Annotated in this window: 21 protein-coding genes; 12 read left to right on the top strand and 9 right to left on the bottom strand. The window is 66.5% G+C overall.

Annotated features, from left to right (window positions below):
* The first annotated feature begins 96 nt into the window (after nucleotides 1-96).
* Complete coding sequence (gene gcvT, locus OG326_RS33520; RefSeq protein ID WP_327141136.1) at nucleotides 97-1,197, top strand: glycine cleavage system aminomethyltransferase GcvT; 1,101 nt, start codon at nucleotides 97-99, stop codon at nucleotides 1,195-1,197.
* Nucleotides 1,198-1,491: 294 nt separating this feature from the next.
* Here gcvT and OG326_RS33515 read toward each other — a convergent pair whose 3' ends face one another.
* Nucleotides 1,492-2,316, bottom strand: a complete 825-nt coding sequence (locus OG326_RS33515; RefSeq protein WP_327141135.1) for a hypothetical protein — start codon at nucleotides 2,314-2,316, stop codon at nucleotides 1,492-1,494.
* 98 nt (nucleotides 2,317-2,414) lie between these two features.
* On the opposite strand from OG326_RS33515, the gene OG326_RS33510 reads away from it, so the two are divergent.
* Nucleotides 2,415-3,515, top strand: a complete 1,101-nt coding sequence (locus tag OG326_RS33510; protein WP_327141134.1) for a branched-chain amino acid aminotransferase — start codon at nucleotides 2,415-2,417, stop codon at nucleotides 3,513-3,515.
* Between the two features lie 338 nt (nucleotides 3,516-3,853).
* Nucleotides 3,854-4,207, top strand: coding sequence for a hypothetical protein (locus tag OG326_RS33505; RefSeq protein ID WP_327141133.1), 354 nt, complete (start codon nucleotides 3,854-3,856; stop codon nucleotides 4,205-4,207).
* Nucleotides 4,208-4,230: 23 nt separating this feature from the next.
* Here OG326_RS33505 and OG326_RS33500 read toward each other — a convergent pair whose 3' ends face one another.
* The gene (locus OG326_RS33500; RefSeq protein ID WP_327146658.1) at nucleotides 4,231-4,944 is read right to left on the bottom strand and encodes an MBL fold metallo-hydrolase; all 714 of its coding nucleotides are present in this window, start codon (nucleotides 4,942-4,944) and stop codon (nucleotides 4,231-4,233) included.
* A gap of 230 nt (nucleotides 4,945-5,174) precedes the next feature.
* Here OG326_RS33500 and OG326_RS33495 point away from each other — a divergent pair, with 230 nt between their 5' ends.
* Nucleotides 5,175-5,609 carry an SRPBCC family protein gene (locus tag OG326_RS33495; RefSeq protein ID WP_327141132.1) on the top strand — a complete coding sequence of 145 codons (435 nt, stop codon included), beginning with the start codon at nucleotides 5,175-5,177 and terminating at the stop codon, nucleotides 5,607-5,609.
* Between the two features lie 154 nt (nucleotides 5,610-5,763).
* On the opposite strand, the gene OG326_RS33490 is transcribed toward OG326_RS33495, so the two are convergent.
* The 3 genes from OG326_RS33490 to OG326_RS33480 form a co-directional block, all read right to left on the bottom strand.
* On the bottom strand, nucleotides 5,764-6,888 hold the full coding sequence (locus tag OG326_RS33490) for a homoserine O-acetyltransferase/O-succinyltransferase family protein (RefSeq protein WP_327141131.1): 1,125 nt from the start codon (nucleotides 6,886-6,888) through the stop codon (nucleotides 5,764-5,766).
* Nucleotides 6,889-7,009: 121 nt separating this feature from the next.
* A complete protein-coding gene (locus OG326_RS33485) occupies nucleotides 7,010-7,981 on the bottom strand; it encodes a carbohydrate kinase family protein (protein WP_327141130.1) in 972 nt (323 codons plus the stop codon).
* Between the two features lie 201 nt (nucleotides 7,982-8,182).
* Entirely contained in the window at nucleotides 8,183-8,533 is a 351-nt protein-coding gene (locus tag OG326_RS33480) for a HesB/IscA family protein (protein WP_327141129.1), read from the bottom strand.
* 206 nt (nucleotides 8,534-8,739) lie between these two features.
* Between OG326_RS33480 and OG326_RS33475 the strand changes: the two genes are divergently transcribed.
* Nucleotides 8,740-9,393 carry a DUF3043 domain-containing protein gene (locus tag OG326_RS33475; RefSeq protein WP_327146657.1) on the top strand — a complete coding sequence of 218 codons (654 nt, stop codon included), beginning with the start codon at nucleotides 8,740-8,742 and terminating at the stop codon, nucleotides 9,391-9,393.
* 156 nt (nucleotides 9,394-9,549) lie between these two features.
* Here OG326_RS33475 and OG326_RS33470 read toward each other — a convergent pair whose 3' ends face one another.
* Nucleotides 9,550-9,783, bottom strand: coding sequence for a hypothetical protein (locus OG326_RS33470; RefSeq protein WP_327141128.1), 234 nt, complete (start codon nucleotides 9,781-9,783; stop codon nucleotides 9,550-9,552).
* 202 nt (nucleotides 9,784-9,985) lie between these two features.
* Here OG326_RS33470 and OG326_RS33465 point away from each other — a divergent pair, with 202 nt between their 5' ends.
* From OG326_RS33465 to OG326_RS33445, 5 genes are all read left to right on the top strand, one after another.
* A complete protein-coding gene (locus tag OG326_RS33465; protein WP_327141127.1) occupies nucleotides 9,986-10,951 on the top strand; it encodes a helix-turn-helix domain-containing protein in 966 nt (321 codons plus the stop codon).
* Nucleotides 10,952-11,013: 62 nt separating this feature from the next.
* Nucleotides 11,014-13,092 carry a nicotinate-nucleotide--dimethylbenzimidazole phosphoribosyltransferase gene (gene cobT / locus OG326_RS33460; protein ID WP_327141126.1) on the top strand — a complete coding sequence of 693 codons (2,079 nt, stop codon included), beginning with the start codon at nucleotides 11,014-11,016 and terminating at the stop codon, nucleotides 13,090-13,092.
* 129 nt (nucleotides 13,093-13,221) lie between these two features.
* Complete coding sequence (locus OG326_RS33455; protein WP_327141125.1) at nucleotides 13,222-13,968, top strand: adenosylcobinamide-GDP ribazoletransferase; 747 nt, start codon at nucleotides 13,222-13,224, stop codon at nucleotides 13,966-13,968.
* Nucleotides 13,969-14,045: 77 nt separating this feature from the next.
* Nucleotides 14,046-14,840: a bestrophin-like domain gene (locus OG326_RS33450; RefSeq protein WP_327141124.1), complete on the top strand. Its 795-nt coding sequence runs from the start codon at nucleotides 14,046-14,048 to the stop codon at nucleotides 14,838-14,840.
* A 64-nt stretch (nucleotides 14,841-14,904) separates the two neighbouring features.
* A complete protein-coding gene (locus tag OG326_RS33445) occupies nucleotides 14,905-15,783 on the top strand; it encodes a hypothetical protein (protein ID WP_327141123.1) in 879 nt (292 codons plus the stop codon).
* A 6-nt stretch (nucleotides 15,784-15,789) separates the two neighbouring features.
* On the opposite strand, the gene OG326_RS33440 is transcribed toward OG326_RS33445, so the two are convergent.
* Genes OG326_RS33440 through OG326_RS33430 form a run of 3 tightly spaced genes read right to left on the bottom strand, consistent with a single transcriptional unit; the run spans nucleotide 15,790 to nucleotide 20,328 of the window.
* Complete coding sequence (locus OG326_RS33440; protein ID WP_327141122.1) at nucleotides 15,790-17,163, bottom strand: FAD-dependent oxidoreductase; 1,374 nt, start codon at nucleotides 17,161-17,163, stop codon at nucleotides 15,790-15,792.
* A 46-nt stretch (nucleotides 17,164-17,209) separates the two neighbouring features.
* Nucleotides 17,210-18,730, bottom strand: a complete 1,521-nt coding sequence (locus OG326_RS33435; RefSeq protein ID WP_327141121.1) for an APC family permease — start codon at nucleotides 18,728-18,730, stop codon at nucleotides 17,210-17,212.
* A 41-nt stretch (nucleotides 18,731-18,771) separates the two neighbouring features.
* A complete protein-coding gene (locus tag OG326_RS33430) occupies nucleotides 18,772-20,328 on the bottom strand; it encodes an amidase (protein ID WP_327141120.1) in 1,557 nt (518 codons plus the stop codon).
* 251 nt (nucleotides 20,329-20,579) lie between these two features.
* Here OG326_RS33430 and OG326_RS33425 point away from each other — a divergent pair, with 251 nt between their 5' ends.
* Both OG326_RS33425 and OG326_RS33420 read left to right on the top strand, forming a co-directional pair.
* Nucleotides 20,580-22,049 (top strand): APC family permease, encoded by a 1,470-nt coding sequence (locus OG326_RS33425; protein WP_327141119.1) that lies wholly within the window; start codon nucleotides 20,580-20,582, stop codon nucleotides 22,047-22,049.
* Nucleotides 22,050-22,055: 6 nt separating this feature from the next.
* Entirely contained in the window at nucleotides 22,056-22,784 is a 729-nt protein-coding gene (locus tag OG326_RS33420) for an IclR family transcriptional regulator (protein WP_327141118.1), read from the top strand.
* Nucleotides 22,785-22,786 lie beyond the last annotated feature (2 nt).

Genomic DNA, 22,786 nt, shown 5'->3' with positions numbered 1-22,786 from the left:
CGACGCTGACCGTGCTGCTCCGGTTCCGCTCGAGCGCTGAGGTGTTCTGGTTCGGGCGAATCGCACGCAAACAGGCCGACCGATAAGCTGCTTCGGGTGACCGACGAGAAGCTGCTGCAGGGGCCTATTCATGCCGTCCACGTCGAGTTGGGCGCTACCTTCGCGCCGTTCGGGGGGTGGGAGATGCCGGTTTCGTATGCGGGGACCGTGGGGGAGCACACTGCGGTCAGGACGACGGTGGGGCTGTTCGATGTCAGCCACCTTGGGAAGGCCACGGTCAAGGGGCCGGGGGCTGCGGAGTTTGTGAACTCGGCGCTGACGAACGATCTCAATCGGATTCGCCCCGGGAAGGCGCAGTACACGCTGTGCTGCACGCCCGAGGGCGGCGTGATCGACGATCTGATCGCCTACTACGTGAGTGATGACGAGATCTTCCTCGTGCCCAATGCCGCGAATACCGCTGCGGTGGTGGCGGAGCTGCAGAAGGTTGCGCCTGCGGGGATCACTGTGACTGACCAGCATCGGGAGTATGCGGTGCTCGCGGTGCAGGGACCTAAGGCCGCCGAGGTGCTGACCAAGCTCGGGTTGCCTACCGACATGGAGTACATGGCGTACGAAGACGCCGAGTGGGACGGGCGGCCGGTGCGGGTGTGCCGGACGGGGTACACCGGCGAGCAGGGGTACGAGCTGCTGCCGCGATGGGATGACGCGGAGGCGGTATTCCGGGCGTTGGTGGCCGAGGTCGAGGCCGCGGGTGGCCAGGCTGCCGGGCTCGGGGCGCGCGATACATTGCGCACAGAGATGGGGTATCCGCTGCATGGACATGAACTGTCCGTTGATATCTCGCCGTTGCAGGCGCGCACGGGCTGGGCTGTCGGGTGGAAGAAGCCGGAGTTCTGGGGCAAAGCTGCGCTGGAACAGGAGAAGGCTGCCGGTCCGCGGCGAGTTCTGCTGGGGCTCAAGGCTGTTGATCGTGGCGTGCTGCGGCAGGGGCAGACGGTGATGCGCGGTGACGAGCAGGTCGGTGAAACCACCTCCGGCACTTTCTCTCCCACGCTCAAGGTGGGCATTGCGCTCGCGCTGCTCGACACCGCCGCTGGAATCCAGCCGGGTGATGAGGTCGAGGTCGACGTGCGTGGGCGTCGCCTGAAGTGTGAAGTCGTCAAGCCGCCGTTCGTCGAATCCCACACGGCGTAAAGGGAATCGGCCTGAGCAGTCAAAGACTGGCAGTGAACGGCAAAAATTGCCGCCTTGCCTCGAAGTTTGACCGCTCAGGCCGGAAGCTCGTTACCTACAAGGCCGTCCGTATGGATTCCGGTCCAACGCCTGACGCATATGGATCCCCAGCCAACGGCGAGCCGGGATGGCGGATCTCATGCTTGGGACATTGGGGGTCGATGCCGGGGAAGGGGGGAGCTCACGCTGCGGATGTCGGGGGTCCGTGCCGGGGATGATCACGGGGCTAATGCTCGAGATGCCGGGCTCCGGGACTCAGCACCAGGTGCCGACGACCGTTTGGTCCTGAACGCAGTCGGCATGAGCGAGGTTCGCGGGCCGGACCGTGGTGTACATCTGCCGCATCGTGTCCGCGGTGGCGGCGTCGGAAACGCCCTGGTCTGCGTAGATGACCATGACCACGGCCTGCCCCACATTGTCAGTAAGCGCGATCGCATGAACCACCCCCGACGGTGTGTGTTTGCAATCCACCGCACCCTGATTGGTGATCGTCGCCGTCACATGCGCCGCCGCCCGCCCCTGAATCGTGAGAGTCTCGGCCGAACTCAGTGTGATCTGCGGATTCGAATCCCCATTGTCAGCGGTAGCCGCCTTCGACCAGGTATCCGCCACATCCCGCGCAGCCCCGGCCAGATCGGCGATCTTCGACCCGGTCACACCGGCAATCGCTCGCGGACCGTAATCACCGCATGCCTTCTCGTTGAACGTCGATGCCCCACTCATGACCGCCCGCAGCCCACTGCCCTCGAACCCCACGATGGTCGTCGGAGTCGGCACCTTCCAGTCCGCGGGCGCGTCGTACGCCGCATTGCGGGATACGGAGTATGCGGTCTGCCAGCCGGGTGTCACCGCGGGGATCACTGCCTTCGCAGCGGTCGTCGTCGTAGTAGTGGACGGCGTATGCGTCGCAGTGTCCTGCGGCCCGTATTGGTCTGCGGGAAGGGCGTTTCCGGCCACCACTCGTCCCGGTTGCATCGCCGCCACGACGAGCACGGTGATGGCCGCCAAGGCCGTCACGATGATCAATGCCAGCACCCAGGGCCGGTTCGAGCGGGGGGCTGGCGGAGACTGCGGATACACGGCCTCACCCTATCGGTGGCACCCCAGATTGCCCGGTCGGCACAATGCTGGGAGGCCGGATCGCTCCATTCCGCACCCGAGGTTTTAGACTCCAACACATGACAGTTGCCGCGCAATTCACCCGTACCCCGCATCCCGCCCCGACCCCGGCGGAGCGGCGACAGGAGATTCTCGCGGCGCCCGGTTTCGGGCGATTCTTCACCGACCACATGGTGTCTATCGACTATGTCGACGGGCAGTGGACCAATGCGGAGGTCAAGCCGTACGGTCCGCTGTCCATGGACCCGGCGACCATGGTGTTCCACTACGGACAGGCCATCTTCGAGGGTCTCAAGGCGTACCGGCAGGCCGATGGCAGCATCGCCACCTTCCGTGTTGATGCCAATGCGGCGCGCTTCCAGCGGTCGGCCGCGCGTATGGCCATGGCCGAGCTGCCCGAAGACCTGTTCATCGAATCCGTGCGGCAGCTGCTCGAGGTCGATTCCGAGTGGGTCCCGCCCGCTGGCGGCGAGGAGTCGCTGTACCTGCGGCCGTTCATGTTCGCCACCGAGGCCGGACTGGGCGTGAAGCCTGCCAGCGCCTACAAGTACTTGCTGCTCGGCTCCCCGGCCGGCGCGTATTTCCCGCGCGGTGTGAAGCCGGTGAAGGTGTGGCTGTCCACCGAATACGTGCGTGCCGCTCCCGGCGGCACCGGTGAGGCGAAGGTCGCGGGCAATTACGCGTCCTCGTTGCTGGCGCAGAAGCAGGCCTCGGAAGAGGGCTGCGATCAGGTCGTGTGGCTGGACGCGATCGAGCGCAGGTATGTCGAGGAGATGGGCACCAACAACCTCTTCTTCGTCTTCGGCACCGGCTCGGAGGCACGGCTGGTGACACCGGAGCTGTCCGGTTCGCTGCTGCCCGGCATCACCCGCGACTCGCTGCTGACGCTGGCCGCCGACTCCGGTTACAAGGTCGAGGAGCGCAAGATCTCAGTGGAGGAGTGGCGCAAGGGCGCCGAATCCGGTGAGATCTCCGAGGTTTTCGCCTGCGGCACCGCCGCGGTCATCACGCCGGTCGGCTGGGTGAAGTCCGCCGATCGCGAATTCACCATCGGCGGAGGCGAACCCGGTGAGGTCACCATGGCGCTGCGGGACACCCTCACTGGAATTCAGCGCGGCACTTTCGCCGATAGCCACGGCTGGCTGCGCACCATGGCCTGAGTACGGCCATTCGCATCCCGGTACTGCACGGGCCGGCCGCCACCCGCGATGCGCTGCTCTACGAGTATCGAGGCGACTGCGGCGATCTCGGTGCGGGCCCCGGGGGCCGCTCTCGGCCGAAGGCCGAACGGTGTACGAGGACATCAACAAGGCCTACGTCGACCGGTTGACCGGCAGCCCGCCACAGCGGTGGGCCGCGGCTTCTTCGAGTTGGTCGATACGGAACGCCTGAGTGCCCGAAAAGACTGAAAAGTGCCTGCTCCGAACGGGTTTGGAGCAGGCACTTTCCTGTTGAAAGCGCGAGCAAAGTTGTCGGTGGCCGGCGCTACCGTTGAGTGGTGAGCTACGAATTTGTGGTGTTACCAGCGGGAGCTGTGGCATCGCCGGGGGATGTGGCCGCGTATGTGTTTACGCAGCAGGGGATTCCGGTTGATGCACAGCTGCAACGACTTGTCGTGGGGGGATTGCAGGTGTGGAACGCACGGCTACCGGCCATCTATCGGCATGCGAAAGTCGATATCGAGGCTGCGGGAAACATCGTGCGAGTGTTGCCTGCCGACCGCTACGACCGGCGGTGGACGCGGTCAAAAGCCGTCGACAGTTCTGCGACCGCAGTCCTATGCTTCCTCGCCGATCTGACCGTAGGGCGCTATCTCCTCTATGACGCAGAGGAGAACGAGCTGTGGGCGTGATCGGCGACGAGCTGTGGGCGTGATCAGCCCGGCATGAACATCTGCCACTCATCGAGCGTCTGCGGGCGCATGACGTAGTTCTTCTGCACGATCGTGGACAGGTCTGCGCTGGGCTCTTCCGAGTACCAGTGGCCGGGGTAGACGACTGGATTGCCTTGCAGCGCAGCGAGAGAGCGCAGGCTGCGGAACATATCGTCGGAGTTGCCGCCGGGGAAATCGGTGCGGCCGCAGCCGTCGACGAACAAGGTGTCGCCTGCGATCAGCCTGTCCTCGAACAGGAAGCACTGGCTGCCCGGCGTATGTCCGGGGGTGTGCAGCAGTTCGATCTCGAAGCCGCCGACCTTTACCTTGTCGCCGTGCGCGTGTCCGGTCAGCTCGCTGGGCGCGATGCCGGTGACATTCGCGACCCACGGCAGCTCTTCGTTATTGACGTGCACTGCCACATCGGTCTTTTCGAGCAGCTCCTTGACACCGCTCAGGGTGAACCCGAGCATGGTGCCGCCGACATGATCCGGATGGTGGTGCGTGGCCAGCACGCCGGTCAGCCGCATCCCGTCGCCCTCGGCGATATCCACCAGATCCGAGGCGGCGTACGCGGGGTCAACGACCACGCACTCCCCGCTCTCCCGATCCCCGATCAGGTAGGCGAAGTTCCGCATCTGCGTGGCGATCGGGTCACCGACGGCCCAGTCGCGCCCCGCGAGCAGCTGACGAAAATACAAACGGTCCGAGCCCATGGTGAGCAGCTTATTGCCTCGGCGTCTCATCGTGGCACCCGGACCTGCTCCGGATCAGGGTGTGCCGTCGGCAGTCCCACCGGAACGGTTCCTCCTGCCGTGCCCCGAGTCGTTCCGCACTCGCATGCGGCCGGAGGTCACGGGATTCGCGTGTCCAGTGCAGGTTGGAGATTGCATGTTGTCGCAACAACAGTTAGTGTTGTCGCGACAACATGATAGGAGTTCTTGTGATGTACGAGATTTCGGCCGAGACGGTCATTCGCGGGGATCTGGCGGTCGTGTGGGCGACCGCCACGGACGTGGAAGGGCGTCCAGTGTGGGATCCGCACGAGCAGACGGCCCGGCTGGACGGCGCCTTCGCGCCGGGGACCACCGGATGGTCCAAGCCGCGCGGCGGACCCGGCGTCAACTGGTTGATCACGACGGTCGAGCCGCTGTGCCGATGGGGTTCGCAGAGCCGGGTGCCGGGCGGAAAACTGGTCGGCGAGAACAGATTCGAAGATCTCGGTCAGGGGCAAATTCGTTGCCACAAGACCGTGCGAGTCATAGGCCCGTTCGCCGTGCTGTTCAGGCTGTATTTCGGTAAGCGGATCCGCCGGGACTTCTTCAAGACGTGGTCTGCGCTCGAACTGGAAGCGGCCCGCCGAGCCGACCTCGTCGCCTGAACACGCGCTGACGGCCGCAGAGTGCATGGTTCGAATCGGCCACCGCCTGTGTCCAGCAAGATCGTGACGTTGGGTTCATCGATCCCAGAGGAGCTCGTTACGAGGGGTGAATGGCGTACCGGGGAGGGGTGATGGCGTCATCGTGCGGGCAAGTTCAGAAAGCGGGCACCAGAGCGCCGGTCGTGCAGCGGGCGTGGATGGCGTGAATCCAGTTGGCGAAGAACTGCTGCGCGTGGGGTGCCCAGCTGTGTGCCACGTCGTCGAAGGTTGCGGGGAGCGGTAATTCGTCCAGGAGGGCAGGGTCTCGGTGGGTGCGGACCTGGGCGGCGTGGTCGAGGAGTTGGCGGTGGGTTTCGGTGGGGAAGTAGTTCTGGGGGATGTCGGGGAAGGGGAGGGAGGGGTCGGCGATCCAGCGGCGGAGGTCGCGGCGGTATTCGCGGGCCATGGTGTCGCAGAGGTACTCGGGGTGGCCCTGGACGAAGATGTGGTGCAGGCCGTCGGGGGAGGTGGCCAGGTGCCATTCGGCTTCGGCGGAATCCAGGAGCAGGGGGACGCCTGCTGCGCGGAGGTCGGCGGAAGTCATTGCGTTCCAGCGGGAGTGGGGGAACGGCACCGCGCCCGCGAGGCCGGTGGTCAGTGAACGGTCTGCATCACCCGCAAGACCTGGATCGTCGGAGGGGCCTGCGGCGGCCGCGAGATCTGAGGTCAGCGCGAAACCTGCATCGTCTGCGAGACGCGCTGGACCCGGGGCGCCCGCTAGACCCGGACTGTCGGGAAGAACCGCGGTGCGTGAGAGACCTGCGGTGAACGCGTTGGCATCCGCTACGAGGTCAGCCCGCCGGTTTCTGCCAGCAGCAGCGACTTCGAGCGGAATCGTGTGCGCGAAGACGCCGTGCTGTCGGCGGGGGAGGCGGTGGCGGTCGATGCCGTGGAGCAAATGCAGTGCGGCGTGGGCTGATTGGCAGGAGAACAGCACCGAGGTCGCGGCCGCGCATTCGGTGAGAATGCGGGAGATGATCGTCAGGCACGGTTCGGCGCTGATCGCGGTTCCGGTGGGTTCGCTGCCGCTGACGATCAGGGCATCCATCGCGGTCAGTGCGGGCCAATCGACGTCGTCGACGGATCCCCTCGGATCGATGCCGAAAACGGTTGTCTCGACCCGGTACTCGTCACCGGTCAATTGGCCGGCGCCCCCGTGCACCGCTTCCAGGAACACTCTTCGCGTCATGCTGTCCGGCCGGGTCGAAATGAGATCCACAATGCCGACCCGTACCACCATCATCAGGTCCTTCGAAACGAGCTGTCATACATAGCCGGTCGCGAACGACCGGGGATCAGCGCAAAAGAAACCGCACGCCGATCCCGAGATCAGCGTGCGGTACGAAAGAGTCCAGCAGGTTTCAGCGGAGAATCGACTCGATCTCGGAAGCGGCTTCGGGGCCGTAGGCTTCGCGCAGACGCTTGAGAGCGACGTCGTGGTCGAGGGTCCACTCCTGGGTACCGGTGGTCTCCAGGATGAGAACGGCGATGAGCGAACCGAGTTGGGCCGAACGCTCCAGCGACAGGCCCGCCGAATGCCCGGTGAGGAAGCCCGCGCGGAAGCCGTCGCCGACACCGGTCGGATCGACCTTGGCATTGTCCGGCACCACGTCGACATGCAACTCGGTGCCGTCGCGGTCGACGATCTTCGCGCCCTTGGAGCCGAGGGTGGTGACCCGAATGCCCACGCGCTCAGCGATTTCGGCCTCGGTGAGCCCGGTCTTCTGCAGCAGCAGGCTCCACTCGTACTCATTGGTGAACAGGTACGCGGCGCCGTCGATCAGCGACAGTGCCTGCTCGCCGTCCAGGCGGGCCAGCTGCTGCGAAGGGTCTGCGGCGAACGGGATTCCGGCTTCGCGGCACTGCTCGGTGTGCAGCACCATGGCATCGGGATCATTGGCGCCCACGAGCACCAGCGCCAGCTCACGATCGGAAGCCAGTGCGCCGATGGAGATTTCGCGGGCCTCGCTCATGGCGCCGGGGTAGAAGGACGCGATCTGCGCCATGGTCTCGTCGGTGGTGCAGACGAAACGCGCGGTGTGCGCCTCGGTGGAGATGCGGACGGCGGAGCAGTCCACGCCATGGGATTCGAGCCACTGCCGGTATTCGGCGAAGTCGGGGCCTACCGCGCCGACGAGCAGCGGGGTCTGGCCGAGCAGGCCCATGGCGTAGGCGATATTGCCGGCCACGCCGCCGCGGCGGATGACCAGATCGTCGACGAGGAAGCTGAGGGAAACGTGCTCGAGCTTGTCCGCCAGCAGGACATCGGAGAATTTTCCCGGGAAGCGCATGAGGTGGTCGGTCGCGATGGAGGCGGACACGGCGATGGTCACGGGCGTCGATCCTTTGGTGACGTGCGCTGCGCACACCTGCATGCGGGACGGCAGTCGCGGGGCCGGTGGGAGGACGGACCGAAGGGTCCGCACCTAAAAATACACTGTCCGAGACGGGTTGCTCCAACTCTCGGAGCCACTACCCCGGACATAGTGCAGCGCGGAACTTCCCGGAGGACGTTCCGCGCTGGTGAGGCTAGCTCAGTTGAAGCTGTCGCCGCAGGCGCAGGAGCCGGTGGCGTTGGGGTTGTCGATGGTGAAGCCCTGCTTCTCGATGGTGTCGACGAAATCGATCGAGGCGCCCTGGATGTAGGGGGCGCTCATGCGGTCGACGGCGAGCTTGACGCCGCCGAACTCGACAACCAGGTCACCGTCGAGCGAGCGATCGTCGAAGAAGAGCTGGTAGCGCAGGCCGGCACAACCACCCGGCTGTACAGCGATCCGCAGCGCCAGGTCGTCGCGGCCCTCCTGATCCAGCAGCGCCTTCGCCTTGAGGGCGGCGGCGTCCGTCAGAGTCGCACCATGAGTGGTGGTCTCGTTCTGCACAGTCATGAACTCTCCTAATGGACCTGTTTTCACCCCGTGAGAGGCGCACGGCACGTGGCCTTCAACGCCACTTGGCTGGCGACTATTCCCAATCTTACGCGGCGGGCAATCCGGCGGCAGTGCAGGGATTGAGCGGCGCGGCTGCCACTCTGCCGGCAAAATGGACGGACCAGGTTCTTCCTGTGGACACGCCATCGAATAGCCTGGTCGGCGTGAAGTTCCTGCGCCGTGGCGATTCCAACCCCACCTCCGACACCTCTGCCGTCGATGCCGGTGCCGCGGCGACGGTCGCGGACCGGTCACCCACCGCCGCCAAAGGGCGGCCCACGCCCAAGCGGCGCGAGGCCGAGGCCCGCCGTCGCGGGCCGGTCGCACCGGCGCCCCTGACCTCGAAGGAGGCCCGCGCCCGGCGTAAGTCGCTGCGCGGTACCCGGGCGGAGCGCAAGGTGGACTCGGCCGAGCGCAAGGCCACCGTGCAGGATCGGCGCGCCCGCATGCTCGCCGGCGAGGAGCAGTTCCTGCTGCCGCGCGACAAGGGTCCGGTGAAGGGGTATGTGCGCGATATCGTCGATGCGCGCCGCAATCTGCTGGGTTTGTTCATGCCCCTTGCGCTCGTGTTGATCCTGAGCATGATCCTGTCGCCGGCGCTGCAGGCGATCGTCACGCTCGCCATGCTGGTGATGATGCTGTTCATGATCATCGAAGGTGTGATTCTGGGGCGCATCGTGAACAAGCGGGTGCTGGAGCGGTTCCCGGATTCGACGGATTCGAAGTTCTCGCTGGGCTGGTACGCCTTTGTGCGCGCGTCGCAGATTCGGCGGATGCGGGCGCCGAAGCCGCGGGTCACTGCGGGCGACAGCATCTGAGATCGGTTCGAACGTAATGACTGAGGCCGCCCTTGAGGGGCGGCCTCAGTCGTTGGCGGGGTCGGCCTGAGCGGTCACAAACCGCTGCTTCGCTGCAAATAGTGCCGCTCAGTGGCGATCTTTGACCGCTGAGACCGGTGAGCATCGCGTGGCGTCTCAGCCATGCTCGCGGACACCGGCGATGGCGCGCAGTTCCAGCGCCGAACGCTGGTAGTCGCGATCGGTGATGCCGGTGGATCCGACCATCTCCCAATCGGATTCGCGATGGAACGGGACGGCTCGCCCGGCCGCGGCCAGGAGGGTGAAGAGTCGGGTGAACATGGCTGCTGCCTTGGGCTCGGTGGTCGCGCCGCGGGAGATGTGCCCGGTCGCGGAGGTGAGAGTGGTCATTTGCATGCCTCGCTGTCGTCTGAATCGGTGGTGTCCCAGGCCATGGCGCCGTAGGTGAGATAGCCGAGGACCGTCATTGCGGATCCGGCTGCGGCGATTGCGGTGAGGGCTTGCATGGCAGTAAGTTTTCCCTAGTGCAGTTACTGCCAACAGTGGCGGCTCTGACATTGTCCGCAAAGATCCAGCCAGGTAGGGTGAGGTCATGCTTTCGAAGGTCGCGGTCGTACTCAACGAGCGGCTCGCCATGTTCGAATTCGGCGTGGTCTGTGAGGTTTTCGGGCTGGATCGGACGGGCGACGGGCTGCCCGGATTCGACTTCAAGGTCTGCGGGGCAGAGCCGGGGAAGCCGCTGAACACCAGCTCACCGGGTATTCAGGTGACGCCGCAGTTCGCTTTGGACGAACTGCTGGACGCGGATCTGGTGGCGATTCCGGCCTTTCCGTTCCATGAGCGGCTATTGCTCGATACGCGCGTGGTGGACGCGGTCCGTACCGCCTCGCAGCGCGGTGCGACCGTCCTGACGGTCTGCTCGGGGGCGTTCTTGGCGGGGGAGGCCGGACTGCTCGACGGGCGGCGGTGCACCACGCATTGGCGGCATGTGGATCAACTGGCGCAACGGTTTCCGCTGGCCACCGTCGATCCAGATGTGCTGTTCGTGGACGAGGGCAATCTGATCACCAGTGCCGGCACCGCCGCCGGGATCGACGCCTGTCTGCATCTGGTGCGGCGGGAGCTGGGCAGTTCGGTGGCCAATGCCATTGCGCGGCGCATGGTGGTGCCGCCGCAGCGGGACGGCGGACAGCGGCAGTTCATCGAGCGTCCGGTGGTCGAATGCAGTATCGACAGCCTCAGCGAGACGCTGCACTGGATGGATGAGCATCTCGACCTGCCGCACACCGTCGAATCGCTCTCGGCCCGCACCAATATGTCCACCCGCACCTTCGCCCGCCGCTTTGCCGACGAAACCGGCACCACCCCGGTGAAATGGCTGACCGGGCAGCGGATTCTGCTCGCCAAACAACTCCTCGAAGACACCGACCTGGATCTGGAATCCCTCGCGAACCGCTGCGGATTCGGCTCCGGGGCCCTGCTGCGCCACCACTTCCAGCGGATGGTCGGCATCGCCCCGGTCGAATACCGCCGCAGATTCGGCGCCCGCGTCTCGTAGGGAATCGGCGGACAGTCGTGCCTAGTCGGCCGGGGAGTGCGTGCTGTTGATACCGTGCTGACGTGTCGCACAGTGCTCAATCAACCGATCGACCGCTTCGGACGCTGGTGCTCGGTGGAGCCCGGTCCGGTAAGTCGGCCTTTGCTGAACAGTTGGTCGTCTCGGAGGCGGTGCGGTATATCGCTACCGCGGTGCCGGATCCCGGCGATGCGGATTTCGCGGAACGTATTGCGGCGCACCGGGTTCGGCGGCCAGGGAACTGGACCATCGTGGAGCACGATCTGCTCGAGGCGCTGGCCGAACTGGCCTCGGTCACCCTGGTGGACGACCTCGGTACCTGGCTGACGGCGCGCATCGACGCCCACGATGCCTGGGAGTCCCCGCGCGGCACCGTCGCATCCGATATGGACGCGCTTGTCGATATCGTCGCGACCTACCCGGAGCGGTTGATCATTGTCAGCCCGGAGGTGGGGTTCGGTGTCATTCCCGCCACACGCTCCGGACGGCTCTTCCGTGACGAGCTCGGCACGCTCAACCAGCGGCTGGCTCAGCTCTGCGATGAGGTGTACCTCGTGGTCGCGGGCCAGGCCATCCAGGTCAAGCCCGACCGTGCGATCGCGTCGGCCGCCGCCCTCGCGACCTCGGGTCTCGGTGGCGGCGCGGTTGTCGACTCGCAGGTAGCGGGTGGCGCTGCTGTCGGCACCGCGGCGGAATCGTCTGCCACACAGCCGGTCTCGAACCAGGTGCCTACCGACATCGCGGCGACGGCTGATCCCTCTGTCGCGCAGGCCGCTTCGACTTCGGTCGCTTCGGCTGCCGCCGGCGTCGCGGTAGGCGGAGTGGCTGAGGCCGCCGCAGCCGGGTCGGCGGCTCCGGCCACCGCGCCGGACACAGTTACGGAGGGTGCCGCCACCATGGGCGGTGCTGCAGCTGATTCGGCGGATGGCGGCGTTGCCGACTCGACCGCTGCGGCCGCAACGGCTGTCGGCTCGACCGGTGCACCCGTGGCCCCCGCTGCGGGCAGTACCGCGGCGCGCGCGGCCGGGCAGTCGGGTGCTGCGAATCTTTCCAAGCCCGCGCGGATTGCGTTCGGTCCGGTCAACGGTCCCGATCCGGTGGTGCGGGCCGCCGCCGAGGCTCGGCAGTTGCAGTTGACCAAGCCCGCGGGGGCGCTGGGGCGGTTGGAGCAGCTGGCCAACTGGGTTGCGGCGTGCCAGGGCGTATGTCCGCCGAAGCAGTTCGAGCGGGCTCGGATTGTGGTGTTCGCGGGCGATCACGGGGTGGCGCGGCACGGGGTGTCGGCGTATCCCAGTGAGGTCACCGCGCAGATGGTGGGGAATTTCCTCAGCGGCGGGGCCGCGGTGAATGTGCTGGCGCGCTTGGCCGATGCCACGGTGCGCGTGGAAGACATTGCGGTGGACGGGGATACGGCTCCGGAGATTTCACGGCACAAGGTGCGGCGCTCCAGCGGATCCATCGATCGCGAGGACGCGCTGACCGACGCCGAGGTGCAGACCGCCCTCGCCGCCGGCGCGGCCATTGCCGATGAGGAAATCGATTCCGGCGCAGACCTTCTCATTGCCGGAGATATGGGAATCGGCAATACCACCCCGGCGACGGTGCTGATCGCCGCGCTCACCGATACCGAGCCGGTGGTCGCCGTCGGCCGTGGCACCGGTGTCGACGATGCCGGCTGGATTCGCAAGACCGCCGCGATCCGCGATGCCATGTGGCGCGCGCGCCCGGTGATCAAGGACCCGGTTGCCCTGCTGCGCACCGCTTCCGGAGCAGACCTGGCCGCGATGGCGGGCTTCCTGGCCCGAGCCGCCGCCCGCCGCACCCCGGTGATCCTCGACGGCGTCGTGGTCACCGCTGCCGCCCTGGTCGCCGATCAGCTGGCCGTCGGCGCGCGCGAATGGTGGATCGCCGGGCACCGCTCCAGCGAACCGTCCCACACCATCGCCCTCAAGCGCCTCGAACTCGAGCCGCTCGTCGAAATGAATATGCGCCTCGGCGAAGGCTCCGGCGCGGTCACCGCCCTCCCCATCCTCCGCGCCGCCATCGCCACCCTCTCCGAAATGGCGACCTTCGCCGACGCCGGCGTCAGCACCGCCGACGCGGCAGAACCCGCCGGTGCCTGACGCCGCAGCCATGACGGCCGGGCGACACCGCCCGGCCGGACCCTCTGTATCGCTGGCACATTCGACCCCGTCACCGTCCGTATCGAAGTTGCCCGACAACGTGAATATCTCGGTGCGTGGGGTGAGCGCATGAAGGGGTTGCGGTTGGCGGTTTCGTGGTTGACCGTGTTGCCGGTGCGGGGGCCGGATGAGGTGGATCGGGAGGCTGCGGGGCGGGCTATCGGGTGGGCTCCGGTGGTGGGGTTGCTGCTTGGAGTGGCTGCGGCGGGAGTTGTTTGGGGAGTAGGCGCGGCGGGGGGTTCGTGGCTGCTGGCCGGTTTTGTGGCGGTGGCGGGATTGGGGTTGGGGACGCGGGGGATGCATATCGATGGGCTTGCCGACACCATGGATGGGTTGGGGAGTTATGGGGCGCCGGAGCGGGCGCGGGAGGTTATGAAGAGTGGTGGGGCGGGGCCGTTCGGGGTGGCGGCGCTGATTTTTGTGATCGGGATTCAGGTGGTTTCGTTTGCGGCGCTGGCCGAGTCGGGGCGGTGGGCGGCGCTGGTGCTAGCCGTGGTTTCGGGGCGGGTCGCGGTGGTGCTGGCCTGTCGGCGGGGGATCGAGGCGGCGCCGGGGGCGGGGTTCGGGGCGCTGGTGGCGGGGACGCAGTCGGTGCTCATCGGTGTGTTGTGGGCCGGGATCGCCGTAGCGGCAGCGGTATTCAGCACCGGAAATTGGTGGGACGGACCGGTCGGTGTTATTGCCGCACTCGGCGTATCGGTGCTGCTGGTGCGGCATTGTGTGCGGCGATTCGGCGGGCTCAATGGTGATGTGCTCGGGGCCGCACTGGAATTCACGGTCGCCATAACGGCCGCAATCCTCACTTTTGGCGGCTGAACACACAAATCCGACCGGCCTGTGGCCCCGAATACCAGATGAATCGGAGTTGCCCGGGTCTGGAGACGGAGTCACGTATGGCGTTGCAACTGGGTGTCCTCGTCCTTTTCGCCGTCGTGGCGGTGGTCGTTTTTGTAGTCGGCGATCGCATACGCCCGAAATCGTGGCGGCACGGTGATGACAAGGCCGCCGGCAATATGGTGCTCGATCTGGTCAATATGTTCTTCGCGGCCATCGTGGCCTTCATCGTGGTGATCCTGTGGCAGCAGTACGACGATACGCATGCGCACACCATCGCCGAGGGCAAGGCGCTCACCACCGTCTACGAGGCCGCCAATACTCTGCCCGAGCCCAGTCGCTCGCAGATCCAGTCCCTCACACGCGCTTACACCGAAGAGGTCGTGGGGCAGGAGTGGAAGGTCATGGCCAATGACTCGAAGCTCAGTCAGCCCACCCAGGACACCTTCGACAGTATCCGCGCGGCGGTATCCGGGGTGCAGTCCACCGACCCGGATGTGAAGGACCTGCAGAGCAAGGCGGATGCGGCACTGGACGCGGCCGCTGAAGCCAGGTACGACCGCGGCATCGACGCCGAATACCATTTGCCCACTTTCCTTTACGTGGCGCTCTGGTTCGGCACCGTCATGCTGCTGATCGGCACCGTGCTCTCCGGTGTGGTGGTCACCAGGCGCAGCGTGATCATGACCGGACTGTTCGGAATGGTGATCGGTGCGGTGATCGTGGCCGTCTACCAGCTCGACCGGCCGTTCGCGGGCGGGAACACGGTGTCCAAGGACGCCTTCGAGCTGGCCCTGTCCCGTTTCCAGCACATCACTGCCTCCGGCGCGTCGTCGAGCGGGCTTCCGCGCTGAGAGAAGGTAGTCGCACATGGTTGACGTAAACCGAACACGAAGAGCCGGACGGGGATTCGCCGCGGTGACCGCGGTCGAGATCGCCGCGGCGGTATTTGGTGTGCACCCGGGTGTGGCGGGCGCTGATCCGAGCCTGCCCGATGTCATCGGCGAGATCGCCAGTGGCAGTGCGTCTTCGCAGCCGCAGGCCGTCGACGGGCCCACCGGCAGCTCGCTCGGACTCGGGACCGGGAGTGGTTACTCCGGGAGTGGCGGTGGTGGCGGCGCGTCCTCGGGCAGCTCGCTGGGCATGAACCCGGCGCACGGGTCGCACCCCGGTCGTGCCGTGACCGCCACACCGGAGAGCATAGAAATCGCACCTCCGGCTCCGCCCCCGGCCCCGATCGCGGTGACCCCCGCCGCGGGCACACTGGGGGAGACTCTGGGCCTGCAACCCGGAAGCGTCCTGCCCGCCTGTGCGGGCAGCGCCGTAGTCGGCAGTGCCGCAATCGGTTTGGGCCTGTTGACCGGCAGCGGTCTCGGCTCCGGTCTGGTCGGCCCCGGATTCATTCTCGGCTCCAGCGGCCTGGTCGGCACGGGTTCCTCGGGTGCGGGCAGTGTCATGTTCGGCAGCGCCGTCACCGGCAGCGCACTGCTGACCTGCATGCTGCTCCTGCCCGTCCCCGAGCTGGCTCCCAGCACCCCGCTGGGGTTTCCGTCCCCGCCCGTCGTGGTTCCGGCGGCCGCACCCGTCATTCCGCCCGAGCCCGTGCCCCCGGCACCGGTGCAGCCGGCGCCGCCCGCCCCGGTGGTGATCAAACCACCACCGCCGCATCAGGTTCCGGTGGCCGCCGCCCCGACACCGCTGTCCGCCAACTTCAACACCATGGAGATCATGACCGTCATGATCCTCACCATCCTCGGCGCCGCCCGCGCCAAGACCAGCAAGAGCCGCCGCATCTGAGGCCGGTCACCGCCCCCGCTCGACGGCGAGGGCGGCCTTGCGGGCGGCGACCAGGATGGGATCCCAGACCGGGGAGAACGGCGGGGCGTAGCCGAGGTCGAGGGCGATCATCTGCTCGACCGTCATCCGGGCGGTGAGGGCCACGGCGGCGATGTCGATGCGTTTGGCGGCGCCTTCGCGGCCGACGAGCTGTACGCCCAGCAGGCGGCCGGTGCGCCGTTCGGCGATCATCTTCACGGTCATGGACGCCGTGCCGGGGAAATAGCCGGAGCGGCTGGTGGATTCGATGGTGACGGTCACGAATTGCAGTCCGGACGCGCGGGCGTCCTTCTCCCGCAATCCGGTTCGGGCCACCTCGAGATCGCAGACCTTGCTGACCGCGGTGCCGACGACGCCGGGGAAGGTGCCGTAGCCGCCGCCGATATTCGCGCCGATGATCTGCCCGTGCTTATTCGCATGGGTGCCCAGGGCGATATGCCGTTCGGTGCCGGAGACCAGATCGAGCACCTCCACGCAATCGCCGCCCGCCCAGATGTTCTCGTACCCGCGCACCCGCATGGCGAGGTCGGTGAGCAGTCCGTCGTGCTGGCCCAGCGGCAGTCCGGCGGCGCGGGCCAGTTCGGTGGCGGGCCGCACGCCGATGCCGAGTACCACCACATCGGCGGGGAATTCGGCATCGGCGGTGGTGACGGCGCGGACCCGGCCGGTGTCGTCGGTGAGCACGGCGGTGAGCTCGGCATCGCAGAGCACTCGAATCCCCATGCCGTCCATGGCCTTACGAATCAGTGCGCCCATATCGGGATCCAGCGTGGCCATGGGCTGGGTACCGCGATTGATCATGGTGACGTCGTAGCCGCGATTGATCAGCGCCTCGGCCATCTCGACCCCGATATAGCCCGCGCCGACCACCACCGCGCGCCGCCCCGCGGTGGATTCGAGCGTCGAGATGAGTGCTTGCCCGTCATCGAGGGTCTGGACGCCGTGCACACCCGGCGCGTCGATCCCCGGAATCGGCGGGCGAATCGGCGTCGCACCGGTGGCAATGACGAGTTTGTCGTATTCGGTCCAGGTTTCGGTGCCCGCCTCGAGATCCCGGGCCCGCACCCGGCGGCCCGGCACATCGATCTCCAGCACCTCGGTCCGCATGCGCAGATCGATCTCGCGGGCACGATGCTCCTCGGGTGTGCGGGCGATCAGTTCATCGCGTTCCTGCACATCCCCGCCCACCCAGTACGGGATGCCGCAGGCCGAGAACGAGGTGAAATGCCCGCGCTCGAAGACGATGATCTCGAGCTCCTGCGCAGTCTTCATCCGGCGCGCCTGCGAAGCCGCCGACATTCCCGTCGCATCCCCACCGATGATCACCAGGCGCTCACTCATAGACACGACGGTACGGCGCATCGCGATCGATGCGCCGTACCGGGCACTACCTTTCGTGTGTCTCCTCGAGCACGGTGCGACCCAGCAGCGTGTAGCGGTCGGGATGGCGCTGCTTGAGGTACTGCGCGTAGGCGAAGCCGCCGATGGCGATCACCCCGACCAGCCACGGTGTCGCGTGCAGCACCAGCGATCCGGATTCGGAGCCGGCGGCCGCGCCCATGTTCACCACCAGCAGCCCAACCACGGCGAGCATGGCGATGCCACCGGTGAGAGGGGCGACCAGCGTGCGGAACCAGTGCCGGGTCTCGGGATGGTTGTTGCGGAAGTAGATCAGCACCGCGAACGAGCAGGTCGCCTGCACCACCAGAATCGCCATGGTGCCGAGGATCGCCAGCAGGGTGTAGGTACCGGAGTAGGGATCCTTGCCTGCGATGCCGAAGGCCAGCACCAGCAGCGCCGCGAAGACGGTCTGCACCAGACCTGCGATATGCGGGGAGCCGTGCCGGGGATGGGTGCGCCCGATGGTGCGCTGCAGTCCGGGAATCGCGCCTTCACGGCCGAGGGCGTACAGGTAGCGGGCCGCGCAATTGTGGAAGGCCATACCGCAGGCCAGCGATCCGGTCATCATCAGCCACTGCATGGCGATCACGGCCCAGTGGCCGACATAGGTTTCGGTCGGGTGGAAGAACACATCCATCGGATTGTCCGAGCCCGCCAGCGTCGCCGATTCGCCGATCCCGTTGCCGGACATGGCCATCCAGGAGACCAGGACGTAGAAGACGCCCACGCCGAGCACGGCGATCATGGTGGCCTTGGGGATGATCTTCTTGGGGTTCTTGGATTCCTCGCCGTACATGGCGGTCGATTCGAAGCCGACCCAGGACCAGAAGGCGAAGAACAGGCCCAGTCCCGCGGAGGGTCCGGCGAAGGCATTGACCGGGTTGAGCGGCGCGAAGGAGAACCCGTGCGGTCCGCCGCCGTGCACCGCCACGGCCACCGCCATGACGGCGAGCACGGTCAGCTCGGTGGCGAGCAGGACCACCAGCAGCTTTTCCGCCACCGCGACGCCGAACCAGGTGCCGATGGAATTGATGCCCAGCATGATGATGGCGAACACCCACCACGGCACGTGCACGCCGAATTGTGCTGTCACGGTATTGGTTCCGAAGCTGGCGAAGATGCCGACCAGTGATGGTTCGAACACCATGTACGCGAAGGCCGCGAGCGCTCCGGCGGCCAGTCCGGCCCGGCGGCCCAGACCGTAGGAGATGAATCCGTAGAACGCACCGGTGGCGGTGATGTGCTTGGACATGGTGGTGAAGCCGACCGAGAAGACGGCCAGCACCACCATGGCAATGAGAAATGCCGCGGGAGTGCCGGTTCCGGTTCCCGAGGAGATCATGAACGGCACATTGCCCGTCATGGCGGTGATCGGCGCGGCCGTGGCAATGGCCATGAAGACCACGCCCAGCAGGCCGATGGCATTGGCCTTGAGGCGATGGACAGGCGGTGTGCCTGATTCGGGTGCGACCGCCGCTACCGATGCGGCCTCTATTTGCTGTGTCATGAACTCATCTCTCTGCGTGACGTTTTCGTGTTCGGTGCGGTTCAGCTGACGCGCGGCCGGCGACCCGACCACGGTTGTGCCTGTTCGATCTGCGCGGCCAGCGATATGAGTCGCAGCTCGCTATCGGGCGGCCCGATCAGCTGTGCCGAGAGCGGTAGCCCGGAGGCGGAGAATCCGGTGGGAATGGCGGCGGCCGGATTACCGCAGACATTCCAGATATTGGTCCAGCTCGCCGCGGGCAGGGATTTGAGTGCGGCGCCGTGGAAATCCATTCCCGTGAGTTGCCCGGCCTCCCAGGCGGGTCCGGGTGTAGTGGGGGTGATGAGGACATCGGCGGTATCGAAAAACGGCATGACGCGATTGATGACGTCCGTGGTGGCATTCGCGGCCATTTCACGGGCGGCCGGATTGTCGAAAGGCATTGCGTAGAGCGCGAGTTCCTTGGTCCGCAGTTCCAGCAGTTCGGGATGATCGGCCCGGCGCGATTCGGCGGCTGGGGAGACCAGCCAGATGGGTTCGAAGGCCGCCGTGATGTCGGGATAGTCCGGTTCACCCACGAAGACGTGGTGTCCGAGAGACTCCAGGACGGCGCCCAGGGCATGCAGTGCATTTGCTGTCTCGGCATCCACGGTGCCGGTAATGCTGGTCGGCTTGGTCGAGATCGCAATGCGCAGCGGTCCCGGCGGCGTGGCGGCCGCCTGTACGAAGCTGCCCGCGAGCGGTGCGGCGATGTAGGTGTCGACCCCGGGTGTCGGTCCCTGCGTGATGTCGTAGAACAGCGCCGAATCGCCGACCGAACGGGACAGACAGCCGATGACCCCGAGGTTGTTCCACAATTCCCGGTTCGGCGCGGAGCTGACCCGCCCCAATTGCGGTTTGAGACCGAACAATCCGCACCACGAGGACGGCAGCCGGATGGACCCGCCGCCGTCACCGCCCACACCCATCGGGGCCAGGCCCGCCGCCACGGCCGCGGCGGTGCCGCCTGACGAACCGGCGGTGGAGCGGGTGGTGTCCCACGGATTGCGGGTGATGCCGTGCACCTCGGATTCGGTGAAGGCCCAGATGCCGAACTCCGGCATGGTGGTCTTGCCGAGGATCACCGCACCGGCGGCCCGCAGCCGGGCCACCACCGCGCTGTCCTGCGCTGCCGGGACGGAGAAGGCCGCGCCGCCGTAGGTGGTGACAATGCCTTCGACATGGTCTTCGTCCTTGATCACGACGGGTACGCCGTGCAGCGGGCCGAGCCGCTCACCGCGGACCTGCTTCGCGTCCAGATCGGCGGCCTGGCTCAGGGCCTGCTCGTGCATGACGGTGGTGAAGGCATTGAGAGTGGGGCCGAGCCGGTCGATACGACCCAGGAACAGGGAGGCCAGGTCGGTGGCCGAGACCTGCTTCGAGGCCACGCGCGCCGCCAGGTCGGTGGCCGGGGCGAAGGCCAGCTCCGCCTCGTCACCGGCGTCGGCCGCCGCGCGGACCGGCCGCAGTGCGGTCGTGCCACCGGCGAATGCGGTGAATGCGATGGCCGCCTTCGCGGCCAGTCCCAGGGCGGTGCGGCGATCGAATTCGCCGTCGCGGCGGGCCTCACTGAGTGCCACGGAAATTCCGTCCTTCCATTCCTATGGCGAGCGCCACAATTCGAGCGATTCGTGCTGTGTTCAGCTCGATGTGCCGGAACGCTAGTTGTGCTCTGTTACCGGTTGATTCGTGTAGTGGTGACCGGAAGTGAGAGAAATGGCGGCGGAATTTTCTCGGGCCGCGATAAGCGGGCGTTACCGGAATTAACCTGCTCGACATACGAATCGAGCACGCTGTGCCTCCACCGCATATCAGGAGAAAGGGTTCTGTGATGCATTTGCGCACGCCGAGCCCGCCACTGGTGGTGCGGCGTTCATCCATCCGCGGATTGGTGCGGCGGAAACTTCCGTTCCTGCCGGTGTTCGCACAATCGGTCGCGGCCATCGCGCCCTCCGGAACTGCCGCTGTCACACCGCCGTTCGTGATCAGCGCGGTCGGCGGTGGTGCGAGTGTGCTCGTCTTCCTGGCCGCGGCGGTGCTGGCCGTCTGCGTCGCGCTCGTGATCCGGCCGATGGCGCAGCGGCTCGCGGTCACCGGCGGGCTGTACACCTATGTCGCCAAGGGTCTCGGCCCGAGTGTCGCGATTCCGGTGGGCTGGTCCGCGATCGTCGGCTACGGCGCGGTGAGCGTATCGAGCCTGTTCGCGGTCGGCACCTACCTCGATCAGGTCGCGGGCGCGGCGGGTATGGCCGGCTCCGGCAGCACCTTCGCCATCGTGCTCATCGTTCTGGTCGCGGCGACGGTCGCCCTGCTCCTGATGGCGCGCGGCATCAGGGTCTCCGCCGGGACCAGTCTGCTCATCGAATGTGTGTCGGTGGCAGGGGTTTTGGCCCTGATGGTCTATCTGATGACCAGGGACAATCAGACGCCGCGGATTCCGCATGATTTTGTCGCACCCGTCGATCCCGGCACGCTGGCCATCAGCGCCGTCCTGGCCATCAGCGCGTTCGTCGGATTCGAAAGCGCCACAACGCTTTCCTCCGAGTCCTATCGGCCGTTCCGCTCGGTGCCCAGAACACTGGTCTGGACGCCGGTCGCCGCGGGGGCGATCTATCTGGTGGCGGTGTGCGGCCAGGCGGTCGCACTGTCCGACGGATCGGTGACGGTGTCGCAGAGCATGACTCCGGTGACCGACCTGCTGCTGCGGGACAATTCGGCGTTCTTGGCGGGGGTGGTCGACCTCGGCATTGCCGCGTCGTTCTTCGCCTGCACGCTCGCTTCGATGAATGCCCTGGTGCGAGTGCTGTTCACCATGGGACGCGAAGGCATCGCACCCGCGGTGGTCGGGCGTGCGCACCCGCGATTCCATACGCCCGCCCATGCGATCGTGCTCAGCATGCTTGTGGTCACCTCGTGCGCAGTGGTGGCACTGCTGGCGGGAATGGCGCCGCAGGACGGCATTCGATCGTTCCTGACCTTGAGCGCTCTGGGCTATCTGGGCAGTTATCTGCCCGCCTGTCTCGCCGGTCCCGCACTGCTGCACCGGATTCGGGAATCGAGCCGGGTGATCACGGTGCTCGGCACGGTCACCGCCGTGCTGCTGGCACTGCTGGTGGTCGCGGCATGTTTCTCGAATCAGAGCAATAACACCGAATTGCTGCTCAGCTATGCGGCCGTCATGGTCGCGTCCGTGCTGTTCACCCTCGGCCTGCGGATCTTCGCGCCGGAGCGGCTGCGCGGGGTCGGTATCTTCGACGAACCGCAGCGCGCCGATCTGCTGCAGACCGAGACGTTCCGGTAGCGGCATATGAAGGACTCTCGGCGCGCGAATACCGTCACCAGCTCACTGGCCATTATCGAGGTCGTCGCGGACTGCGGGGTCGGGGTGACTGCCAAGGAGATCGCCGATCGGCTCGGCATGGCGCCCGCCACCGCGTACCGGCTGATCAATGCGCTGGTCGCCGACGAATTTCTGGTGCGCACCGCGGATCTGCGCGGCTTCGGGCTCGGCGTGCGGCTGCGCGGCCTGGCCGAGGCCATGAAGACCTCGGTGGTCACCGGTGCGGCACGGCAGTGCCTGACCGAGTTCCGCGAATCGACCCGTTTCGCCGTGCACCTGATGAATTTCCGGCCCGATACCGTTCAGGTGATCAGCGAAGACCCCGATCATCCCGTGCTGGGCGAACGCGAACTCGTGCGCTATCCGCACGCCTCGGCGGCCGGGAAGCTGCTGCTCGCCAGCCGAACCCAGTGGCGGGCCATGGTTCCCGAACCGGTGCGCGTCACCACTCATACGCATATCGACCACGGGGTGCTGGCGGAGGAGATCCGCATGGTTCGGGAAGCCGGATTCGCCCAGGCGGTCAATGAACTCGTCGCGGGTCTCGCCTGTCTCGCCTATCCCATCTACAACGAAACCGGCACCGTCGAGGGTGCGCTGTGCATTTCCGGCCCGAGCAGCCGGGTCGGGGCGCTGCTCGGTCATGACGCTCAGGCGCGCAGCTGTGCCAAGGAGTTGGGGCCACTGCTCTACTGAGT

This window comes from Nocardia sp. NBC_01327 (assembly GCF_035958815.1).
Lineage (GTDB): Bacteria > Actinomycetota > Actinomycetes > Mycobacteriales > Mycobacteriaceae > Nocardia.
The sequence above is the reverse complement of the archived record's forward strand: the minus strand, read 5'-3'. Positions and strand labels throughout refer to the sequence as shown.